This window comes from Alteromonas salexigens, assembly GCF_025628895.1.
GTDB classification, from domain to species: domain Bacteria; phylum Pseudomonadota; class Gammaproteobacteria; order Enterobacterales; family Alteromonadaceae; genus Alteromonas; species Alteromonas salexigens.
This window is the reverse complement of sequence record NZ_JAOTJC010000004.1, coordinates 391,608-412,192: the sequence shown is the minus strand read 5'-3', so window position 1 is coordinate 412,192 and position 20,585 is coordinate 391,608. Positions and strand designations below refer to the sequence as shown.

The window sequence follows — 20,585 nt, the reverse complement described above, 5'->3', positions numbered from 1 at the left end:
GACAAAACTGGCATGGTAAGGCAGAGCCCAGACCGCGGCTACTGGCCTGAGGCCCAGTCAGTATCAGGTGGTTTCGCTGTGAAAGACCGGTAACTGCCAGTGCCAGCGCATGGCGGCCAGTCGCAACACTACCGTGGTTGCCAGTGAGATAATGGCGCACAGTTCGGTCGCCAGGGCCAGGTGATAACACAAGGCATACGCGAACCCACCGACAATACAGGTTATGGCGTACAATTCACCGCTTAACACCAGCGGCACTTCCCGGCAGATCACGTCCCGTAACAAGCCACCGAACACCCCGGTGATAGTCCCCATGGCAATGGCCACGGCCATACCGCCGTCATTGGCCAGGGTTTTCTCAATGCCCACCACATTAAACAGGGCCAGCCCGAAGGCATCGGCAATCAACAGATAGTGAAATGGAAAACGGGGGCTGATACGCAGCCAAACCACCGGGATAAAGGCCGCAATGAGGGTAGTGTATAAGTAATCGGTATCAGCCACCCAGAATACCGGCAGGTCCAGCACCATATCGCGAAGCGTGCCGCCGCCAATGGCGGTTACCGACGCCAGCACGACTACCCCGAAGCCATCCATGCGCTTCTGATAGGCCATCAGTGTTCCTGAAATCGCACACACGGCGACCCCTGCCAGGTTCAGCCAATGCAGCCAGTCAATCATACTCTCTCCTTACAGTGGGCGGTGGGAAGTGGTTACTGCTGTGCAAATTACTTGATAACGGGGTTAGTTTCATGCTATTTCTTTAGCCATCTTCCTGCTACGGGTCAGCCAGTCTGTAGTGGGACGGGGTTTTCCCCTTCCGAACACATTTCTCTGGTCAGCCTGTGCGCTGGCTCGTCATTGCAGCTTTTTGCTGCGTCCTTCTGTCTTGCCGATGAAAGACGAACGCGGTGTACCCGTGTGGTGCCTGTAACTAAATCTGTCCAGTTGCCAGACCAGCACAGCCTTTAGTTGGGCGGTACGGCCCGGTCATGTATTATTCGTCTCAGACATTTGTCTTGGTATTTCACTGTCACGCACCCAGCGCGTCACGAGGGCTTTGGCCCCTAATAAGAAGGATTACAACATGGCTAAGCAACTTGCAGAACATATTTGGTTCAACGGCAACATTATTCCCTGGAAAGACGCAACAGTGCACGTCCTGACACACGCGATCCACTATGGTTCATCAGTGTTTGAAGGGATCCGTGCCTACCAGACTCCGGATAAGGGCACCTGTGTATTTCGTTTGCAGGAGCATAACCGCCGTTTGTTCGACTCTGCAAAAATTTACCGCATGACCATCCCCTACACCCTGGATGAAATCAATCAGGCCACCCTGGACATCATTCGCAAAAACAATCTGAAGTCAGCTTACATCCGGCCTATCGCTTATTACGGCGATATTGGTATGGGTTTGCAGGTGCCTTTTGGTACTGAAACTGAAGTCAGTATTGCAGCGTTTGAATGGGGCGCGTACCTGGGTGAAGAAGCCCTGAAAAACGGGGTGGACGCCGGAATCTCCTCATGGAACCGGCTAGCGGCCAACACCATGCCGACCGGCGCGAAAGCAGGTGGTAACTATCTGTCGTCACAGCTGATTTCGATGGAAGCCCGTCGCCATGGTTACGGGGAAGGTATCGCCCTTGACCGCAACGGCTATATCAGTGAAGGCGCCGGTGAAAACATCTTCGTTATCCGTAACGGCGTGGTTAGCACCACACCAAAAACTGCTGCCATCCTGCCCGGGATTACCCGTGATACCTGCATGACCTTGCTGAAAGAAATGGGCTATGAGATCCGCGAAGAAAACATTCCCCGTGAAGCCATGTACCTGGCGGATGAAATCTTTATGTGCGGTACCGCCGCCGAAGTTACACCGGTGCGCAGCGTAGACGGTATTGACGTAGGCAATGGCGGTCGCGGGCCCATCACTGAAAAAGTCCAGGATATGTTCTTCGGGCTGTTTAATGGCAAAACGGAAGACAAATGGAACTGGTTAACGCCAGTTTATGAATAACCTAAATTAACAGGAGCACTTATGCCCAAGTTACGATCTGCTACCACCACACAAGGGAGAAACATGGCAGGTGCGCGTGCGCTATGGCGCGCCACCGGCATGAAAGACGGCGACTTCGGAAAGCCGATTATTGCTATTGCCAACTCTTTTACGCAGTTTGTACCTGGGCATGTGCACCTTAAAGACATGGGGCAACTGGTTGCCCGCAGTGTCGAGGCCGCCGGTGGCGTGGCCAAAGAATTTAATACCATTGCGGTAGACGATGGCATTGCCATGGGCCACAGCGGCATGCTGTACAGTCTGCCGTCACGGGAAATTATTGCCGACGGCGTGGAATACATGGCGAATGCCCACTGCGCCGATGCGCTGGTGTGTATCTCCAACTGTGACAAGATCACCCCGGGGATGCTGATGGCGGCGATGCGCCTGAATATTCCGGTGGTGTTCGTTTCCGGCGGACCCATGGAAGCCGGCAAAACCAAGCTGTCTGATCAGCTTATTAAGCTGGATTTAGTCGATGCCATGGTGGCGGCCGCTGATGATAAGGTCAGCGATGACGACGCCAATGAAATTGAGCGTTCAGCCTGTCCTACGTGTGGCTCCTGCTCTGGCATGTTTACCGCAAACTCAATGAACTGCCTGACCGAAGCGCTGGGCTTGTCGCTGCCCGGTAACGGCTCCATGCTGGCGACTCATGCCGACCGTGAAGCCTTGTTTAAACAAGCCGGCCGGGTGATTGTAGAGCTGTGCCAGCGCTGGTACGGCGAGGAGGACAGCAGCGCCCTGCCCCGCAATATTGCCAACTTCAAGGCGTTTGAAAATGCCATGAGTCTGGACATTGCCATGGGAGGTTCCACCAATACTATTCTGCACTTACTGGCGGCGGCGATGGAGGGCGATGTGCCCTTCGCGATGGCGGATATCGATCGCTTATCCCGCGCCGTCCCGCATTTGTGTAAAGTCGCTCCCGCTACACCGCAATATCATATGGAAGATGTGCATCGCGCTGGCGGGGTGATGGGCATTCTCAATGAGCTTAATAAAGCCGGGCTATTACATCATGACGTGCCCCATGTGCTCGGCAAGTCGCTGGGTGAAGTCATTGCCCAGTGGGATATTACCCGGCCTGAAAATGAGACTGCCAATATGTTTTACCGGGCAGGACCGGCGGGAATTCGTACCACTCAGGCGTTCAGTCAGGCCTGTCGCTGGCCGGACGCAGATACCGACCGCGCGGCGGGCTGTATTCGCAGCATAGAGCATGCGTACAGCCTGGATGGTGGCTTGGCGGTCCTGTATGGCAACCTGGCCCCGGACGGCTGCATTGTGAAAACCGCCGGGGTGGATGAAAGTATTCACACCTTCAATGGCCGGGCGCGTATTTACGAAAGTCAGGACACGGCTGTGGCCGGGATCCTGAATGACGAAGTACAGGCCGGCGATGCGGTGATCATTCGTTATGAGGGACCCCGTGGGGGGCCGGGTATGCAGGAAATGCTATACCCCACCTCGTACCTGAAATCGAAAGGTCTGGGCAAAGCCTGCGCCCTGATCACAGATGGCCGCTTTTCCGGTGGCACCAGTGGTCTGTCAATTGGCCACTGTTCACCCGAGGCCGCCAGTGGTGGCGGGCTGGCCCTCGTCGAAGACGGCGACCCGATTCAGATAGATATTCCGAATCGCAGTATTAACGTTGCCATCAGTGACGCCGAGCTGGCGGCCCGGCGCGAGGCCATGGAGCGTCGTGAAAAACCATGGCGACCACTTAACCGCGAGCGCAAGGTGTCGTTGTCGCTGAAAACCTTTGCGTTGCTGGCCACCAGTGCCGATAAAGGCGCGGTCCGTGACCCGGCCAAGCTGGAGGATGTATGACGGTCAGTGAACATGACTACCTGAAAAAGATCCTGCTGGCACCGGTTTACGATGTGGTGGTGAATACCGAGCTTACTATGATGTCGCGCCTGTCCGGCGAGTTAGGCAATGAAGTGTTCCTGAAACGGGAAGACCAACAGCCGGTGAAATCCTTTAAACTGCGGGGCGCCTATAACCGCCTTTGTGCACTCAGCGAGGCCCAGCAGCAAGCCGGGGTCATTGCCGCGTCGGCGGGTAACCACGCTCAGGGTCTGGCCTACGGGGCGCATATGAAAGGGATCCAGGCCACGATTGTGATGCCGGAAACCACCCCGGATATTAAAATTGACGCCGTACGCCGGTTTGGCGGTAAGCATGTGAAGGTGGTGCTGCATGGCACCAGTTTCGATCAGGCCAGTCAGTATGCACAGGCGTTGTGTAAAGAGCATAGCTATACGTTTGTGCCCCCGTTTGATGACCCTGATGTGATCGCCGGTCAGGGCACCGTGGCCAGAGAGCTGCTGGAACAAAATCCGCACCTGGACATTGTCTTTGTGGCGGTGGGTGGCGGTGGCCTGGCAGCCGGTATTGCGGTGTATCTGAAACAGCTTAAGCCTGCTATCCGCATTGTGGCGGTAGAGTCGGAAGAGTCCGCGTGCTTCGCAGCGGCGAAAGCTGCCGGTGAACCCGTGGCATTGCCCTCAGTGGGTATATTCGCCGATGGCGTGGCGGTGAAGGTAATGGGTAAGGAAACCTTCCGGCTGTGTAATACGCTGGTGGACGAAACCATTACTGTGACCAATGATGAGATCTGCGGGGCAATCAAGGATATCTTCGACGATACCCGGGTGATTGCTGAGCCAGCCGGCGCCCTGTCGGTGGCCGGGATCCGTAAATACGTCAAACAGCACAATGTGCAGGGTAAGAAACTGGGCGGCGTGCTGTGTGGGGCAAACATTAATTTCCATACCCTGCGGTATGTGTCAGAACGCTGCGAACTGGGCGAACAGAAAGAAGCGGTGTTTGCCGTTAAAATTCCTGAGCAGAAAGGCGCGTTCAAACGCTTCTGTGAATGTCTGGGCGGTAAAACTATCACCGAGTTTAACTACCGCTTTGCCAATGAGGCTGAAGCGCATATCTTTGTGGGCGTGAAACTCAAAGGCGGTCAGCAGGAATCCAGTGCCCTCAGCGAGCAGCTTAATCAGGCGGGGTATGACTGTTTCAACCTGTCAGATAACGAATTGGCCAAGCTGCATGTGCGGCATATGGTGGGTGGCCGGCCTCCCACCATCCTGAACGAAGAGGTATTTGCGTTTGAGTTTCCCGAATACCCGGGCGCTTTGCTGAATTTTCTGAATACCCTGGGCGAGCGCTGGAACATCACGCTGTTCCACTATCGCAATCATGGTGCGGCAGAAGGCCTGGTGATGGCCGGCTTTGATATTCCGCCAGCTTCACGGGAGAGCTTTAACACCCATCTGGCCCAGCTGGGTTACCAGTATCAGGCGGTGTCGGATGATCCGGCGTACCAGTTCTTCCTGTCCCATTCCCGTTAATCAGATCACACTGGCGCGTTAGCGCCAGTGTGCTGTTGCCTACCGTAACGCGACGTTTTCCAGGTGCTGGGCAATTTCAGGCCAGACCAGCGGCATGACATCACGGCGCAGGCCGTCACATTCCTCGGTATAACGCAGACTGCCATCTGACGCTGTATCCAGCCAGTGATGCTCACGCAGTGCCGAGACAAAACTGGACAGCACATTTTTATCGTAGAACTCCGGCGAGTTCAGGCCGAACAGAGTAGAGAGTCGTTCGGCGACCTGGCGACTGGTGCGTTCCAGCTCTCCGCGGCTGATCTCGTGCTCTTTGTGCAGTATGGTAAGTACCACAGCGTAGCGCTGGAAAGTTTCCTGCATGCAGCGGCTAAGTAACCAGGCTGAATGGAACGAACGCTCGTGGGAGTCAGGTGGCATCAGCTTACGGCCACGCTGTTGTAACAACCCGATTTCCTTCAGCTCGTCAATCAGCTCTGCGGTGTATTCCAGTGCCCGATCCTGACTCATGTACATAAACAGTTCTTTTTGCAGCAGCGGGTACACCGCGGCCACCAGACGCAGCACGGCATTTTTCTCCATGCCCTTATTCGCAAATACCGCTGACATTACCAACCCCGGCAGGGCGAACAGGTGCAGAATATTGTTGCGGTAATAGGTTAGGTAGACCGCGGAGTCGGCTTGCGGGCTGATCAGCTTGCCATAATCATCGCGGGTCTCGGTAAAGCGCTTCAGTGCCAGGGTTTCAGCCAGCATCTGATCGGCGGACAGGTCCGGCACAGTGGCATCATCACTGAACGGCGCCTGGCGCAACAGGCGCAAGTAGTCATCCAGGGCCCGGCGTAATTCGCCTTCACTCATGGTGTGGGTTTTAGACGACAAAATACACAGTGAGGTCAGCGCCATACCATTGATAGCGGCCGTCTGGTTAATGGTCTCCATCACGGTCGTGGCCAGGGTATTGACCGCTGGGGTCAGCCAGGCCGGCTTCTTCTCAGGTTCTGCTTCCCGGCAGTCACGCCAGTTGGGCACGTGTTTTTCAAGGAACTGGTTAAGCTGCAGTGGCTCACCAAAATTCACGTAGCCGTGGCCGTAATTTTTGAGCTTGCGGATCGCCGAAAATACCTGCCAGTTTGACTCTTTTTTCTTCGATGAACCCTTGAGCTCGCTCTGGTAGCTTTTCACTTCCATGACATTTTCGTAGCCGATGTAGACAGGCACAATGCTCACGGGGCGGTTCACGCCTTTGATCATCGCTTGCAGCGTCATCGCCAGCATGCCGGTTTTGGGCGGGATCAACCGTCCCGTGCGGCTACGTCCGCCTTCAGGATAATATTTTACCGAGTATCCTTTATTAAACAGCAGTTCCAGATATTCCCGGAACACTGAGGTATACAGCTTATTACCGGCGAAGCTGCGGCGCAGGAAAAACGCCCCGCCACGACGGAATATTTTGCCTACCGGCCAGAAATTGAGGTTAATACCGGCGGCGATATGCGGTGTGACCATGCCTTCGTGATAAATCACGTAGGTCAGCAGCAGGTAGTCCATGTGACTGCGGTGACAGGGCACATAAATAATTTCGTGACCATTGGCGGCCAGTTCCCGTACCCGCTCGGCGTGTCCGACACTGATACCATTATAAATTTTGTTCCAGATACGGGTCAGGATGCGATCACCAAAGCGCACCAGCCCCTCGCGGTAATCCGCCGCGATTTCCGTAATATACTCGCGGGCGCGGGCTTTAGCCTCGTCATGGCTGATTTTCTTACTGCGGGTTTCTTCCGCGATGGCACGGCGTACGGCATCTGAACCCAGTACCGCGTTATTCAGCTCCTGGCGTTCCAGTAACGTCGGCCCGGTCATGCCCTGACGTTTACGATGGAAGTGAGTGCTCGCTACGCGTACCAGCTTTTGGGCTATTTGCTGGTCGCTATGATGCTGTTTTGCCATCACGCGGGTGGACACGGCTTTACTGTAGCTGATGAAGTTATCACGACCCAGAAACAGCACAATGAACAGTTTACGCAGCCAGCTTGGTGCGGCTTTGTCGGCAATCAGGTCGCCCAGTCCCGGATTGCCTTTACCCGGCGCCCGGCCCCAGGAAACAAATACCGGCACCACTTGCAGATCAAGCTCCGGGTGGTCGCGATGAACATGAAAAAGACGGGCAAACACATCTTCGATACCGGTCGCCGATGCCGCGGTGCGAAACAGCGGTTGGGTTTTGCGCAGAAACAGGCTGCCCGGATATTGTTTATCATCGGTCAGGGTAAGCGGTTCCGTGGGGCTGGGTAGCCCGAGTGCCTGAGTAGACATCCGCAGCGCCAGCTGGTCGGTGACCGAGTTGGTTGGCAACAGATAAATAATCGGCTTAGATTTGTCGATACCGAGCTCTTGCTCAACATTCACTGGAATACTGTGGGCCCGAACCAGCCATTTAACCGGATAGTGAAAAATGGACAACAGCGTTTTGCGCATCCACGACATGAATTTGGTAGTCCTATTGCAACTGAAAACCGGCGAAGTGTATCACATGTCAGGGGTGATTCCTGTGCTGGCCGGGTTTTCTGGTGTCCCTAAATCAGGCAGTGCGGCTGGTCTGTGGACGATAGCGCATGGCCACGTCGCAACGATCATATGCGCCGCCGTACTGCTGCATGATAGCGTCATCATGCACGAAGCCCGCTTTTTCATATAAATGAATAGCTGTTTCGCAACGTGCATTAGTGAGTAGAAATAAGGTGTCAAAAGCGATCACCTGGGCTTTAGCCAGCACATGCATTAACAATGCTTCGCCCACCTTTTGCCCGCGAGCCTGACGACTGACACCCATTTTAGTCAGCTCAAAGACGCCATTTTTCTTTCTGTGCAACGCGCAGGTGCCCACCACCTCGTCGTTGTCATTACAGGCAAACCAGATGTACCCGCCGCAATCGATAATATGGGTTTGCGGGTCGCTGATAACCGCTTCGTCGATGGGCTCCAGCTCAAACATCTCAGTGATCCACTCGCGGTTAATGCGATCGAACTCGCCGGCGAGTGAAGGGGTAAAACGGCGAAACTGCATGACCAGGTCCTGTATTTATAGCGTCACTACAGTGTAAGCAGCATTGGCTGTTTTTGCTATACCATGACGGTAACGCATTGATAGATTTCAGTTATATAGCGCGCCGCATGGTGAGCATGGTGGCCTCAAACCCCGCAGCGGCATAAGCGCTAATGGCAGTGTTATTTTCGGAAAATACCTCCAGACGCAACTCATCCATGCCGTGTTCTTTAGCCCAGCGTCCCAGCGACGCCAGTACTGCCCTGGCCACGCCGCGCCCCCGATAGGCGGGTAAGGTGTACATAAAGCCCACGTAACCATGGTGCGGGTTGCGGTAATAGTGGCGGGAGGCCCGCTGCTGCACATAGCCGGAGCCTACTACCGTATTGTCTATTTCGGCTACAACCATTTCGGCGTGGGGTGATTCCAGCAACGCCCCCAGATCATAATAACTGTAGTCATCGTGTTTACGGCCTTTAATGTAAGGCGCTTCAGTGCGAATGATGTCCCGTTGAAAGCGGTTTAATACGGGGAGATCCCGAGGCGTGGCGGGACGACAGCTGATAGACATAATTTATATATTCCTCGCTGCAGATGTCAGTATCGGTGGCGTTTATATACTCGCAGTTGTTACGTGCCGGTGGTTAATTCAGATTGGCATTATCCCGGAAGTACGGCAACCATTGAGGGGCGCGGGCAAAACTGCTGTAATATCAGGCCTAACATATCCTTGCCATTTCATATCAGCTGTATATACTTCCACTAACTGTATAGAAAAACAGGCTGTGTATGCGTCCACTTACCGCCCGACAAACTGAAGTACTGGAACTCATCAAAACGACGATGCAGGAAACCGGTATGCCGCCCACCCGCGCCGAGATCGCACGCCAACTGGGGTTCAAATCTGCCAATGCGGCAGAGGAACACCTAAAAGCACTGGCTCGTAAAGGGGTGATTGAAATTCTGCCTGGCACCTCCCGGGGCATTCGCCTGACCATGGCGGAAGAGGCTGCTAATGAAGAAGAAGGATTGCCACTGGTGGGTCGGGTCGCGGCCGGCGAACCTATTCTCGCGCAGGAGCACGTCGAGCAACATTACAAAGTGGATCCTGCGTTATTCCATCCGCATGCCGACTTCCTGTTACGGGTTAACGGTATGAGTATGAAAAACATCGGAATTCTTGATGGTGACTTACTGGCAGTGCATCGTACCACCGATGTGCATAATGGTCAGGTAGTGGTCGCTCGGGTAGATGAAGATGTGACTGTAAAACGGCTTGAAAAACGTGGCCGGGAAGTGTTGCTGCATGCTGAGAACGAAGAGTTCTCACCTATTAAGGTCGATCTGGCAAATGAACCTTTTGCTATCGAAGGGATCGCCGTAGGGGTTATCCGTAACGCAGATTGGATGTGATTTTACCCAGTTCGCACAAAAAACGGCCTTAAGGCCGTTTTTTTGTACGCTGAATTTGGTTGTGATGATGTTTGACCCTCATTTCATCGGCGCCCACGTTAGCCTCGACAGAGGTGAGTTACCCTGGCCTGGTCGCGTCGGGTGGTCCGTCCTCCGCTCCTGACAAGCCAACCCTCGTCTTGTTAATTTCATGCACCAGAATGGTGCCGCAATGCTGTTTCCCCACTGGGGTGGCGAAGATTTAACCGAAAGCAGAAACTGAATTTCCCGCGCTTCCATTTTCACTCTGGTATTCGTGACTGGTAACAGCATGCTACATAAGCATTTTTTTACGGGGCGGTAGGAATAGCCGTTATAACAGTTTGTTTGGTCAAAAAATGTGCAGTCCGTAGAGTTTTTCTAAGAAAAGACTAGACGCGCCGAAATTATTGCGTAATTCTTATACACTCATTAACAATAAAATAACACGCGCCAGCATAATAATTTACTAAGGCGACGTGTTTACCCTAACTCATGGACTGTGAACGGCTGTCAGCAGTTGGCCGCAAGCGCATTCCATCACGGAGGTGCTGAGTGAAACGACTTACGAATTACGTTTCGATAGTTGTGGGAACGCTAACGACATGGCTTTTCAGTGCAAGTGCGCTGGCTGATGCAGCCACTGCATCGGAAAATTCTTCGCTGAACTTACGGCGAGGCGTGACTGATATCAGCGGCCAGGTGTATGACCTGCATATGTTGATGTTCGCGATTTGTGTAGTGATAGCAGTAGTGGTATTCGGGGTGATGTTCGCGTCGATGTATCTGCACCGCAAGTCACGGGGCGCAAAGCCGGCTAACTTTCACGAAAGCGTGAAAGTAGAAATCGCCTGGACAGTCGTGCCCTTTCTCATCCTTATCTTTATGGCCGTACCAGCCGCCAATACCCTCATCGCGATGGAAGACACCTCGGAGCCGGATATGACTGTGCTGGTCACCGGCTCGCAGTGGAAATGGCACTATAAGTACATGGACCGCGATGTGGAGTTTTACTCCCTCATGGCCACTCCCCGTGAGCAAATCGACAATCGCTTTGCCAAAGGCGAAAACTATCTGTTGGAAGTCGACCGCCCGCTGGTGATCCCAACCGGCCAGAAAGTGCGGTTCCTGATCACCTCTGATGACGTGATCCACTCCTGGTGGGTGCCAGACTTTGCAGTGAAAAAAGATGCTAATCCCGGCTTTATTAACGAAGCCTGGACGAAAGTGAATGAGCCGGGTGTGTACCGCGGGCAATGTGCAGAACTATGCGGCAAAGATCACGGCTTTATGCCGGTGGTGGTGATTGCCAAGGAGCCGGCGGAATATGAAGCCTGGGTCGCCGAACAGGAAGCCATTCAGCAGAAAGCCCGTGAAGAAGAACAGCGGTTACTGTCTATGAGCATGTCCATGGAGGAGCTCATGGCCGAAGGGGAACGGGTATATAACGCCACCTGCGCGGCCTGTCACATGCCAAACGGTGAAGGCCTGAAAGGGGTCTTCCCGGCGCTGAAAGGCAGTGAAATGGTACTGGAAGACCAGACCGCCCACATAGATATTGTGCTTAACGGCAAAACCGGCACCGCCATGCAGGCATTCGGCAAAATGCTGAGCCTGAAAGAAGTGGCGGCGGTTGTGACCTACGAACGCAACGCTTGGGGCAACAACACCGGCGATATCGTGCAGCCTAAAGATGTTAACGCTGTCGCCACCGGACAATAGGAGAGTGTCATGAGTAAAGCTACCGATGTAATGACCCCGGATGACGCGGCGCATGGACACGACGAGCACCACGATCACCATATTCCCAAAGGCATAACCCGCTGGTTGTTTACCACCAACCATAAAGATATTGGCACCCTGTATCTGTGGTTTGCGTTTATCATGTTTTTGGTGGGCGGCGCTATGGCCATGGTTATCCGGGCCGAACTGTTTCAGCCCGGTCTGCAAATCGTGGATCCCAATTTCTTTAACCAGATGACCACCGTACATGGCCTTATCATGGTATTCGGTGCGGTTATGCCCGCCTTTACCGGGCTGGCAAACTGGCTGGTGCCCATGATGATTGGGGCGCCAGATATGGCATTACCCAGAATGAACAACTGGAGTTTCTGGATCCTGCCGTTCGCCTTTCTGATCTTATTGTCGTCGCTGTTTGTGGAAGGCGGCGGCCCGGCCTTCGGCTGGACCTTCTATGCTCCGCTCTCCACCACCTACAGTGGAGACAGCACAGCGCTGTTTGTGTTCTCGGTACACATCATGGGTATTAGCTCCATCATGGGGGCTATCAATGTCATTGTTACTATCTTCAACATGCGTGCGCCGGGTATGACCTGGATGAAAATGCCGCTGTTCGTTTGGACCTGGCTGATCACGGCGTTTCTGCTGATTGCCGTTATGCCTGTTCTGGCCGGGGCGGTGACCATGGTGCTGACCGATAAATTCTTTGGCACCAGCTTCTTCGATGCCGCAGGCGGCGGCGACCCGGTGATGTTCCAGCATATTTTCTGGTTCTTCGGTCACCCCGAGGTATACATCATGATATTGCCGGCCTTCGGCATTATCTCGCACATTGTCCCCACCTTTGCCCGAAAACGGCTGTTCGGCTACGCGTCTATGGTCTATGCCACTGCGTCTATCGCCCTGCTGTCGTTCATCGTATGGGCCCACCACATGTTTACTACGGGGATGCCGCTCTTTGCGGAAATGTTCTTCATGTTTGCCACCATGCTCATTTCGGTGCCAACCGGGGTGAAAGTATTTAACTGGGTCGCCACTATGTGGCGGGGGTCGCTGAGCTTCGAAGTGCCTATGTTATTTGCCATCGCCTTCATCGTGCTGTTTACCATTGGTGGCCTGTCCGGACTGATGCTGGCGATTACCCCGGTAGACTTCCAGTATCACGACACTTACTTTGTGGTGGCCCATTTCCATTATGTGCTGGTTACCGGCGCAATCTTCTCCATCATGGCCGCGGTGTATTACTGGCTGCCCAAATGGACCGGTAAGATGTTTGACGTGACGCTGGCCAAGTGGCACTTCTGGTGCTCATTGATTTCGGTGAACTTACTGTTCTTCCCGATGCACTTCGTCGGCCTGGCGGGTATGCCACGACGGATCCCGGATTACTCACTACAGTTTGCCGATTTTAACCAGTGGATCAGTATTGGTGGGTTTGCCTTCGGGCTGTCGCAATTCATCTTCCTGGCGCTGCTGATTAAAGCGTGCAAGAAAGAAGGTGAGCCGGTGTCGGATCAGGTATGGGAAGGTGCCGAAGGACTTGAGTGGGAAATCCCCTCGCCTGCGCCATACCATACGTTTGAAACACCGCCGGTCGTGAAGTAACCCAGGAGCGTACCGATGACACAAAAGAACAACCAAAATCGCAACATGGTGCTGAAGCTGGTGGTCATTGTTATTGGTATGTTCGGCTTTGGTTTTGCGCTGGTGCCTTTATATGACGTGTTCTGCGACATCACCGGCATCAACGGCAAAACCCGCAATAGTGCGGCCGCCTACGAAGCAGTGGAGATAGACGAAAGCCGGGAAATTACGGTGGAGTTTATCACCCGTACGAATACCGGTATGCCATGGGAGTTTCGTGCGGAAACCAAGCGCGTGAAAGTCCATCCCGGCGAACTGAATACGGTGTCGTTTTATGTGCGCAACCCTGCCAGTGGCAATATAGTTGCCCAGGCGATCCCCTCGGTGTCACCGGGGCTCGCTGCGCTCTATCTGAATAAAACCGAATGTTTCTGCTTTAATCAGCAGCCGCTGAGTGCAGGGCAGGAGGCCTACATGCCAATGCAGTTCTACGTAGACCCCCAATTACCTGAAGACATTCACTACTTTACAGTGCAGTACACCTTATACGATGTCACGGCCCGGGCTGATGACCTCGATACACAAGCAAATCCCTTTATGACGCAACAACCGGAAAGCGGAAAATAACACAGAAGGGAGAAGGAGACGGTTATGCAGCAAGAATATGAAAAGTATTATGTACCCGCCCAGAGTCCATGGCCTATTGTCGGTGCCGTGGCGTTGTTCCTGATTGCGGTTGGCGCAGGTAATTTTGTCATTGAATCTACCCAGGGCGAGGAAGGCTACGGCGGCATCGTGCTGACGGTGGGCATTATTACGTTACTGGTGATGCTCTTTGGCTGGTTTAAAAACCAGATTGATGAGTCGATGAGTGGCTTATACAGCGATCAGCTTGGCCGGTCGTACCGGCAGGGCATGAGCTGGTTTATTTTCTCGGAAGTGATGTTTTTTGCCGCGTTCTTCGGCGCGCTGTTTTATGCCCGGTTTATCTCGGTACCCTGGCTGGGCGGCGCCTCCAATAATGCCATGACCAATGAAGTGCTGTGGCCGGCCTTTGAAGCGATGTGGCCACTGGTTACCACCCCTGGCGGCACCACCACGCAACAAATGAGTGCGGCGGGCCTGCCCACCATTAATACCATTATTCTGTTGATCTCCTCCGTCACCTTGCATTTTGCGCACGTGGGACTGGAGCAGAACAAGCGCAAGCAGCTAACCACCATGCTTGGCGCCACGATCCTGTTGGGTGTGATTTTCCTGTTTCTGCAGGTGGAAGAGTATATCCACGCGTATCAGGAATTAGGGCTGATGCTGGACTCCGGGATTTACGGTAACACCTTCTTTATGCTGACCGGTTTCCACGGTATGCACGTGACGCTGGGTACGATTATTCTGGTGGTGTTGTTCTTGCGGGTCATCAAGGGCCACTTTACACCTGACAACCACTTTGCGTTTCAGGCCGGTAGCTGGTACTGGCACTTTGTTGATGTAGTGTGGGTGATGCTGTTCCTGTTCGTGTACGTACTGTAACTACCGCGTGTATCTCCGCCCGTTAATACGGGCGGGGATTCGGCGTGATTAGACCGGTGGCAAAGGCAAGCAAAATCAGGCCGACAATGATCACCGAAGTCAGCACCCGGCGACCAATAAACTTGCTCATTGGCTCCCCATTGGTCTGCCCTTTCATCATGATCCGCATGGCCATAAACAAGTTAACTATCATATAGATAAGTAGCGCAACAAGAATAATTTTTATAATCATATTTTACCTTAGGTGGAGTCTGCCCACGGCGTGATACAGCATCGTTCCCCAACCCGAATACTGGCTGTTTGTGTAATTCTTATCGCGGTTGCGGCTATGACCGGTCTGGGATTCTGGCAGCTCGACCGCATGACGCAAAAAGAACGGCGTCTGGCTAGCATAGCGCAAAAACACACCGGTGAGCCAATGTCATTAACCCACGCATTACGCGCGGTCACCGACCCTCGCGATACGCAGGTACAGTTTAACGGCACGCCCGATCCCGCGAGGATTATGTATCTCGATAACCGGGTCGTGGAGGGCCAGGTGGGCTACGATATTGTAGTGCCGGTGCGCACCGACGTCGGTTGGGTGTTGGTAAATTATGGCTGGATTAAAGCGGGGCAACGGCGCGCGTATTTACCCGAGGTTATCCTCGCAGGCACAAGCCGCACGTTCGCCGGCGTCCTCTCCAAACCCGGACAGAACCCGATGGTGACAGAAACCGCCGACACCGCCCAATTTCCGTTGCGAATACAGGCGCTGGATCCAGAATTTTTAAGCACACTGCTAAAAATGCCGTTGGTGCCATACGTAGTGGTATTGACCCGTGACGATCCCCGTTTCAAACGGCAATGGTCACCGGTGGTCATGCCGCCTGAGAAACACCTGGGCTATGCCATTCAATGGTTTGGTCTGGCAATAGCGGCGTTCATCGTAGGCTTGTTGGCCTTAAGAAAGAAAGGAAGTAACCATGACACAAGCGCGTAAAGGCCCGTCAAAAATGTTAGTTATCGCCCTGGTGGTGATATTTGTAATGCCGGTGGTGCTGGCAAAACTGGCGCTGGATCAGGACTGGTTTAACCGGGGAGCCACAAACAAGGGCAATTTGCTCAATCCGGTGCTGGACGTGTCGGGAGTACTGAACGAACAACCGCCTAAATGGCGGTTAGTGTATACGCTGCCTGCAGACTGTGACAGTGCCTGTGAAAATGCCTTGTTCAGTATTCATCAGGTATGGCTGGCGCTGGGGCGGGAGTCAGACCGGGCCGAAGCCGTGGTGTTAGTGACTCCTGATAGCGATAAAGAGGTGCTTACCCATTTACAGGACACCGCTGCGCTGCATGCGGTGACGGTAAGTAAAGAAAATGTTAATAAGTCATTTAACTCCGCCCCGCAGGATGCTATTTTCGTGGTGGACACACTGAATAATGCCATGTTGTATTATCCGGTGGCCGCCGACAAAGAGACCGCGGTAATGGAGAGCCGGGACATTCTTGCAGACATTAAGAAGCTGATGAAACTGTCCCGCATTGGTTAGGATTGCGCTATGAAAAAGCTTGTATTATGTAGCTTATTACTGGCCCTGGTGGTGATCATCCTGGGGGCCTATACGCGCCTTACTGACGCCGGTCTGGGCTGCCCCGACTGGCCTGGTTGTTACGGCCACCTGACCGTACCGTCCTCCAACGATACGGTGGCCGCCGCGAATGCCGCCTTCCCCGAGCGCCCGGTCGAAGCCCATAAAGCCTGGAACGAGATGATCCACCGTTATTTCGCCGGTGCCCTGGGGTTGTGTATTCTGGCCATCAGCATACTGGCGCTGGTGCGAAAAGAACCGGATACCCCAACCAAACTCCCGTTACTGTTACTCGGCCTGGTGATCTTCCAGGCTGCACTGGGCATGTGGACCGTCACCATGAACCTGTTACCGGTGGTAGTGATGGGTCACCTGCTGGGCGGCTTTACTGTACTCAGTTGCCTGTTTTTACTGTATCTGCGCCTGCATGCCAGAAGCAGTCAGATGCCCCGCCCCGGTAATGTGCATGTCTCCGGTCTGGCGCTCACGGGCATGGTAATACTGGTGGTGCAAATTGCCTTAGGCGGCTGGACCTCGGCCAACTATGCGGCCCTGGCATGTACCGATATGCCCCTGTGTGAAGGCGACTGGCTTAACCGTCTTGATTTTGGCGGCGCGTACAGCGTGCCGGAGGCAGATAATTACGAATTTGGTGCCCACGACTATGCCCAGCGCATGACCATGCATATGGTGCATCGGGTCGGTGCGGTTATTACCTTTCTATACCTTACCTGGTTGGGGCTGCGCTTAATTCTTCGCGCTCCCCAGTCACGGGTTAAACTCGCCGCCTGCCTCATGCTGGCCGTACTGACAATACAGCTGGGACTGGGCGTGAGTAATGTGGTGTTCAGCCTGCCCCTCGCGGTGGCGGTGGCCCACAATGCGGTGGCAGCAACGTTATTATTGGTGATGATTTGGATCACCTATTCCCTCTATCGTTATCAGGGAGCGAGTTATGGCTAAATCTGTTTCTTATTCTGCGGCATCGACCCGCGCCGGCAATCGTGCGACCGCGTCATGGCGGGACTATTATGAGCTGACTAAACCCAACGTAGTGATGCTGTTGTTGCTGACCGCATTGGTGGGCATGTGCCTGGCTACGCCGGGCTGGGTTGACTGGCAGGTGCTGGTGGCCGGGCTAGCCGGCATCGGGTTGCTGTCCAGTGCAGCGGCCGTTATTAACCACGTGGTTGATCATCGCATCGACAGCCAGATGGCGCGCACGTTTAACCGTCCGGTGGCTAAAGGCAAGGTGTCGGTGGCGCATGCCTTGCTATTCGCTGCGGTGATGGCCGTGGCGGGCTATGCCATTCTTGAACTGGCGGTGAACCGCCTGACCGCGCTGCTGACGCTGGCCAGTCTGGTGGGCTATGCGGGTATCTACACGATGTTTCTGAAACGGGCTACGCCGCAGAATATTGTGATTGGCGGACTGGCCGGGGCTGCCCCGCCGCTGCTGGGGTGGACTGCCGTCACCGGTGAAGTACATCCCCATGCGCTGTTACTGGTACTGATTGTATTCACCTGGACGCCACCGCATTTCTGGGCGCTGGCTATTCACCGGGAAAAAGATTATGCCAAGGCGAAAGTTCCTATGCTGCCCGTGACCCACGGGGTGGCCTTTACCAAAACCTCGGTGCTGCTGTATACCCTGCTGTTGTGTCTGGTGTGTCTGTTACCCTACCTTGTGGGCATGAGTAACCTTATCTACCTGATTGGTTCCTTACTTCTGAATGCCGGCTTCCTGGCGTACACATGGAAGCTGAAGTTTGCTGCCACTGACAAAACCGCCATGCAAACTTTTAAATACTCAATTCTCCACCTCATGATATTGTTTGTGGTCTTACTGGTCGATCACTACGTGCCTATTACATTATGAATCAACGAATTGTCGCCGGCGTCGTAGCCGGCGTAGCCCTTATACTGGGCGTGGTGGGAGCACTGTATATAGCGCCCCCTGCTACTGACAGTGACACACAAATTAACCACATGCAGGTATTTGCGCAGCCCAGAGCGCTCAGCGACTTCACCCTGACCGATCACACCGGCGAACCCGTTACCCGGGACGCCCTGAAAGACCAGTGGACGCTGGTCTTTCTCGGCTATACTTTCTGCCCGGACATTTGCCCTACTACCATGGCCGCCCTGAATGGGGTATACCCGATGCTACAAGCTCTGGAGACCTCTCAACCGGTACGGGTGTGGTTTATTTCCGTGGATCCTAAGCGGGACGATCCGGCGCGGCTGGCGGAATACGTCAGTTTTTTTAATCCTGAATTACGGGCACTGACCGGGGAACATACCCAGTTATTTCCACTGGTACGCAGCATGGGCATGATGTATTCCATGGCAGAAAGTACCGACTCGCCCAACTATCTGGTTAATCACAGTGGCTCGGTAGTGGTTGTGAATCCGCAGGCGGATGTGATCGGACGGTTTAAACCGGTGGCAGAACCCGGGCAAATGGCTATCGCTGACGTCGACCATATTCTCGCCGATATGCCGGCGATTACGTCTCAATAACCCATGCATATCCGTCCGGCCCGACCTGAGGACTATCAAAACGCCACAGCATTGTTGTTTCAGTCAGGTGAGCGCTTACTCACGGAAATTTTTGGCAATGGCGACGAGGCACAAACATGTCGCTATCTGCAGTTTGCCTGGCAGCAAGGGTCAGGACAATACGGCTTCGAGAATCATTGGGTCGCAGAAATAGACGATAAACTGGTGGGCTTGCTCACGTGTTGGCATGACGAACTGCCGGCGGATTTCGACCGTGCGACGCTCTCTTCCATCACCGACTTTTTCGGCCTGGACCAGTCAATTGATGTGGTCATGCGCAGTCAGCGCTTCAGTGCTGCCTTGCATCCGCCGATGGCAACCGAGTTGGGCGTGGGGCATCTGGCCGTGGCTGAAGAGGCGCGCAGACAAGGCGTGGGCCGTGCCCTCATGGCTTGCGCCGACGAACAGGCCAGACTGCGCGGTAAGTTTGCCGTAGTACTGGATGTGGCCAGCGAGAACCATTCTGCCATCGCGTTTTATCGCGCCCTCGGGTTCGGCGAGCAACAGGGCGACACGCCTTTTATCCAAATGATCCGCGCCGTACCGCCAGCAAAATAGCCACCTGGCAACTCAGGTTAGTCAGGGTATCTGCCCTGACTGTCGGCCACGAAAAATGGCTGTGAATACCAATAGTATCTCCCCGCACTGGCTTTCGATGGAGCGGTACAGTTTACCCGCGAGCGGCCTACCGGCAAGTCACCTACGGTAACGGTAACGGTGGTATTCTCCACCGTGGGATTAAGCGTTTCCCCCTGAAAGAAACACGCCAGCTGGCTCATGCTCACATCCGTGCTGTTCACCGAAAACTGTAATGGCTCGGCCAGCTCGCCCCCGCTGATTTCGGGATCGGTGAGGTTGCTGTCACTGACCGGCATGGCCAGGCTGGCCAATTTGGTTTTCAGTGATGACAGTTTGGCGTAGGGACCGGCAGCCGGAAAACGGGGCAGCGTTTGCATATCACTGTGGCTGCTGATGCCGCCTGAATGCTGACCGAAGGCAATATACCCCTGCGCCTGCAGCATGTCCGCTAGTGCATCATTGTATTCACCGAACGGGTAGGCCAGGTATTTCAGCGAGGTGCCGGTTTGCGCTTCAATAGCCTGCTCGGCCTGTTCAACATTGTCACGCAGGCGGGCCAGCCAGTCAGTTTGCGATTCCCCGGCGTTTCTCTCAAGCATATGCAGATGATCCATGGTGTGATTGGCAAAGCTCACACCATCGCTATGCATGGCTTTAACCTGTTGCCATGACAACTGGCTGGCGTTACTGCCAATTTCACCCGGATTAATGAAAATGGTGTAGGGAAAGTCGTATTCCTGCAGTATCGGGTGAGCATTGGTCAGAATGTTTTCATAGCCATCGTCGAAGGTGATCACGACTGTTTTGTCCGGCAGGGTCTCGCCGTTCTGGATCCGCTCAATCACAGTCGCCAGGGGCAAGACGGTGTGATGACTGTCCAGGTACGCCATATGTGCTTTAAAGGTATCCGGTGACACACTAGTGCTCGCGGGCGTGTCAGTGGCCACATGGTGATAAAGCAGGACAACCGCGTTATTCAGTTTTTGGTTGGTATCGGCACAGGCCACTGTGGTAGCTGCGAGCGCCATTACCAGGCTGGTGAAAGCGACAAAGCGCCGACGCAAACCCATGTTATACTTCACGTTTCCTCCTTTACATATGAGTAGCGGACTACC

20 protein-coding genes are annotated in these 20,585 nt (G+C 54.1%); 14 read left to right on the top strand and 6 right to left on the bottom strand.

All coding sequences use genetic code 11. The features are described from left to right. Nucleotides 1-63: 63 nt before the first annotated feature. Nucleotides 64-681: a trimeric intracellular cation channel family protein gene (locus OCL06_RS02970; RefSeq protein ID WP_262992244.1), complete on the bottom strand. Its 618-nt coding sequence runs from the start codon at nucleotides 679-681 to the stop codon at nucleotides 64-66. A 406-nt stretch (nucleotides 682-1,087) separates the two neighbouring features. Here OCL06_RS02970 and OCL06_RS02965 point away from each other — a divergent pair, with 406 nt between their 5' ends. The 3 genes from OCL06_RS02965 to ilvA are packed head-to-tail and all read left to right on the top strand — an operon-like array spanning nucleotide 1,088 to nucleotide 5,427. Then, complete coding sequence (locus tag OCL06_RS02965; protein WP_262992243.1) at nucleotides 1,088-2,020, top strand: branched-chain amino acid transaminase; 933 nt, start codon at nucleotides 1,088-1,090, stop codon at nucleotides 2,018-2,020. 21 nt (nucleotides 2,021-2,041) lie between these two features. Further along, nucleotides 2,042-3,892 carry a dihydroxy-acid dehydratase gene (ilvD, locus tag OCL06_RS02960; RefSeq protein WP_262992242.1) on the top strand — a complete coding sequence of 617 codons (1,851 nt, stop codon included), beginning with the start codon at nucleotides 2,042-2,044 and terminating at the stop codon, nucleotides 3,890-3,892. After that, nucleotides 3,889-5,427, top strand: coding sequence for a threonine ammonia-lyase, biosynthetic (ilvA, locus tag OCL06_RS02955; protein WP_262992241.1), 1,539 nt, complete (start codon nucleotides 3,889-3,891; stop codon nucleotides 5,425-5,427). The genes ilvD and ilvA overlap by 4 nt, the downstream gene beginning before the upstream one ends. Nucleotides 5,428-5,466: 39 nt before the next feature. Here ilvA and plsB read toward each other — a convergent pair whose 3' ends face one another. From plsB to OCL06_RS02940, 3 genes are all read right to left on the bottom strand, one after another. Next, nucleotides 5,467-7,914, bottom strand: coding sequence for a glycerol-3-phosphate 1-O-acyltransferase PlsB (gene plsB / locus OCL06_RS02950; protein WP_262992240.1), 2,448 nt, complete (start codon nucleotides 7,912-7,914; stop codon nucleotides 5,467-5,469). 94 nt (nucleotides 7,915-8,008) lie between these two features. Further along, the gene (locus OCL06_RS02945) at nucleotides 8,009-8,494 is read right to left on the bottom strand and encodes a GNAT family N-acetyltransferase (protein WP_262992239.1); all 486 of its coding nucleotides are present in this window, start codon (nucleotides 8,492-8,494) and stop codon (nucleotides 8,009-8,011) included. A gap of 91 nt (nucleotides 8,495-8,585) precedes the next feature. After that, nucleotides 8,586-9,044 carry a GNAT family N-acetyltransferase gene (locus OCL06_RS02940; RefSeq protein WP_262992238.1) on the bottom strand — a complete coding sequence of 153 codons (459 nt, stop codon included), beginning with the start codon at nucleotides 9,042-9,044 and terminating at the stop codon, nucleotides 8,586-8,588. A gap of 218 nt (nucleotides 9,045-9,262) precedes the next feature. Here OCL06_RS02940 and lexA point away from each other — a divergent pair, with 218 nt between their 5' ends. The 5 genes from lexA (at nucleotide 9,263) to OCL06_RS02915 (ending at nucleotide 14,758) form a co-directional block, all read left to right on the top strand. Continuing rightward, the gene (gene lexA / locus OCL06_RS02935) at nucleotides 9,263-9,886 is read left to right on the top strand and encodes a transcriptional repressor LexA (RefSeq protein ID WP_262992237.1); all 624 of its coding nucleotides are present in this window, start codon (nucleotides 9,263-9,265) and stop codon (nucleotides 9,884-9,886) included. Nucleotides 9,887-10,531: 645 nt separating this feature from the next. Next, complete coding sequence (gene coxB, locus OCL06_RS02930; protein ID WP_262992347.1) at nucleotides 10,532-11,626, top strand: cytochrome c oxidase subunit II; 1,095 nt, start codon at nucleotides 10,532-10,534, stop codon at nucleotides 11,624-11,626. A gap of 9 nt (nucleotides 11,627-11,635) precedes the next feature. Continuing rightward, nucleotides 11,636-13,249 (top strand): cytochrome c oxidase subunit I, encoded by a 1,614-nt coding sequence (gene ctaD / locus OCL06_RS02925; protein WP_262992236.1) that lies wholly within the window; start codon nucleotides 11,636-11,638, stop codon nucleotides 13,247-13,249. 15 nt (nucleotides 13,250-13,264) lie between these two features. Next, entirely contained in the window at nucleotides 13,265-13,855 is a 591-nt protein-coding gene (locus tag OCL06_RS02920; RefSeq protein ID WP_262992235.1) for a cytochrome c oxidase assembly protein, read from the top strand. A gap of 24 nt (nucleotides 13,856-13,879) precedes the next feature. After that, entirely contained in the window at nucleotides 13,880-14,758 is an 879-nt protein-coding gene (locus OCL06_RS02915) for a cytochrome c oxidase subunit 3 (RefSeq protein ID WP_262992234.1), read from the top strand. A gap of 22 nt (nucleotides 14,759-14,780) precedes the next feature. Here OCL06_RS02915 and OCL06_RS02910 read toward each other — a convergent pair whose 3' ends face one another. Continuing rightward, the gene (locus OCL06_RS02910; RefSeq protein WP_262992233.1) at nucleotides 14,781-14,990 is read right to left on the bottom strand and encodes a DUF2909 domain-containing protein; all 210 of its coding nucleotides are present in this window, start codon (nucleotides 14,988-14,990) and stop codon (nucleotides 14,781-14,783) included. Between the two features lie 12 nt (nucleotides 14,991-15,002). Here OCL06_RS02910 and OCL06_RS02905 point away from each other — a divergent pair, with 12 nt between their 5' ends. From OCL06_RS02905 to OCL06_RS02880, 6 genes are read left to right on the top strand one after another with little or no spacing between them, the layout of a single operon-like run. Further along, nucleotides 15,003-15,740, top strand: a complete 738-nt coding sequence (locus OCL06_RS02905) for an SURF1 family protein (protein ID WP_308445989.1) — start codon at nucleotides 15,003-15,005, stop codon at nucleotides 15,738-15,740. Beyond that, entirely contained in the window at nucleotides 15,724-16,290 is a 567-nt protein-coding gene (locus OCL06_RS02900; RefSeq protein ID WP_262992231.1) for a redox-active disulfide-containing membrane protein, read from the top strand. The genes OCL06_RS02905 and OCL06_RS02900 overlap by 17 nt, the downstream gene beginning before the upstream one ends. Nucleotides 16,291-16,299: 9 nt before the next feature. Continuing rightward, nucleotides 16,300-17,292: a COX15/CtaA family protein gene (locus tag OCL06_RS02895; RefSeq protein WP_262992230.1), complete on the top strand. Its 993-nt coding sequence runs from the start codon at nucleotides 16,300-16,302 to the stop codon at nucleotides 17,290-17,292. Beyond that, a complete protein-coding gene (gene cyoE, locus OCL06_RS02890) occupies nucleotides 17,285-18,208 on the top strand; it encodes a heme o synthase (protein WP_262992229.1) in 924 nt (307 codons plus the stop codon). The genes OCL06_RS02895 and cyoE overlap by 8 nt, the downstream gene beginning before the upstream one ends. Then, nucleotides 18,205-18,852 carry an SCO family protein gene (locus OCL06_RS02885; protein ID WP_262992228.1) on the top strand — a complete coding sequence of 216 codons (648 nt, stop codon included), beginning with the start codon at nucleotides 18,205-18,207 and terminating at the stop codon, nucleotides 18,850-18,852. The genes cyoE and OCL06_RS02885 overlap by 4 nt, the downstream gene beginning before the upstream one ends. Before the next feature lie 3 nt (nucleotides 18,853-18,855). After that, nucleotides 18,856-19,449, top strand: coding sequence for a GNAT family N-acetyltransferase (locus OCL06_RS02880; protein WP_262992227.1), 594 nt, complete (start codon nucleotides 18,856-18,858; stop codon nucleotides 19,447-19,449). Between the two features lie 17 nt (nucleotides 19,450-19,466). On the opposite strand, the gene OCL06_RS02875 is transcribed toward OCL06_RS02880, so the two are convergent. Next, entirely contained in the window at nucleotides 19,467-20,552 is a 1,086-nt protein-coding gene (locus OCL06_RS02875; RefSeq protein WP_262992226.1) for a polysaccharide deacetylase family protein, read from the bottom strand. Nucleotides 20,553-20,585: the final 33 nt, after the last annotated feature.

Excerpts from the sequence above, each read along its gene's own strand:
- OCL06_RS02970 (WP_262992244.1), bottom strand. The coding sequence starts at position 681 with ATGATTGACTGGCTGCATTGGCTGAACCTGGCAGGGGTCGCCGTGTGT.
- OCL06_RS02965 (WP_262992243.1), top strand. The coding sequence starts at position 1,088 with ATGGCTAAGCAACTTGCAGAACATATTTGGTTCAACGGCAACATTATT.
- ilvD (WP_262992242.1), top strand. The coding sequence starts at position 2,042 with ATGCCCAAGTTACGATCTGCTACCACCACACAAGGGAGAAACATGGCA.
- ilvA (WP_262992241.1), top strand. The coding sequence starts at position 3,889 with ATGACGGTCAGTGAACATGACTACCTGAAAAAGATCCTGCTGGCACCG.
- plsB (WP_262992240.1), bottom strand. The coding sequence starts at position 7,914 with ATGTCGTGGATGCGCAAAACGCTGTTGTCCATTTTTCACTATCCGGTT.
- OCL06_RS02945 (WP_262992239.1), bottom strand. The coding sequence starts at position 8,494 with ATGCAGTTTCGCCGTTTTACCCCTTCACTCGCCGGCGAGTTCGATCGC.
- OCL06_RS02940 (WP_262992238.1), bottom strand. The coding sequence starts at position 9,044 with ATGTCTATCAGCTGTCGTCCCGCCACGCCTCGGGATCTCCCCGTATTA.
- lexA (WP_262992237.1), top strand. The coding sequence starts at position 9,263 with ATGCGTCCACTTACCGCCCGACAAACTGAAGTACTGGAACTCATCAAA.
- ctaD (WP_262992236.1), top strand. The coding sequence starts at position 11,636 with ATGAGTAAAGCTACCGATGTAATGACCCCGGATGACGCGGCGCATGGA.
- OCL06_RS02920 (WP_262992235.1), top strand. The coding sequence starts at position 13,265 with ATGACACAAAAGAACAACCAAAATCGCAACATGGTGCTGAAGCTGGTG.
- OCL06_RS02915 (WP_262992234.1), top strand. The coding sequence starts at position 13,880 with ATGCAGCAAGAATATGAAAAGTATTATGTACCCGCCCAGAGTCCATGG.
- OCL06_RS02910 (WP_262992233.1), bottom strand. The coding sequence starts at position 14,990 with ATGATTATAAAAATTATTCTTGTTGCGCTACTTATCTATATGATAGTT.
- OCL06_RS02900 (WP_262992231.1), top strand. The coding sequence starts at position 15,724 with ATGACACAAGCGCGTAAAGGCCCGTCAAAAATGTTAGTTATCGCCCTG.
- OCL06_RS02895 (WP_262992230.1), top strand. The coding sequence starts at position 16,300 with ATGAAAAAGCTTGTATTATGTAGCTTATTACTGGCCCTGGTGGTGATC.
- cyoE (WP_262992229.1), top strand. The coding sequence starts at position 17,285 with ATGGCTAAATCTGTTTCTTATTCTGCGGCATCGACCCGCGCCGGCAAT.
- OCL06_RS02885 (WP_262992228.1), top strand. The coding sequence starts at position 18,205 with ATGAATCAACGAATTGTCGCCGGCGTCGTAGCCGGCGTAGCCCTTATA.
- OCL06_RS02880 (WP_262992227.1), top strand. The coding sequence starts at position 18,856 with ATGCATATCCGTCCGGCCCGACCTGAGGACTATCAAAACGCCACAGCA.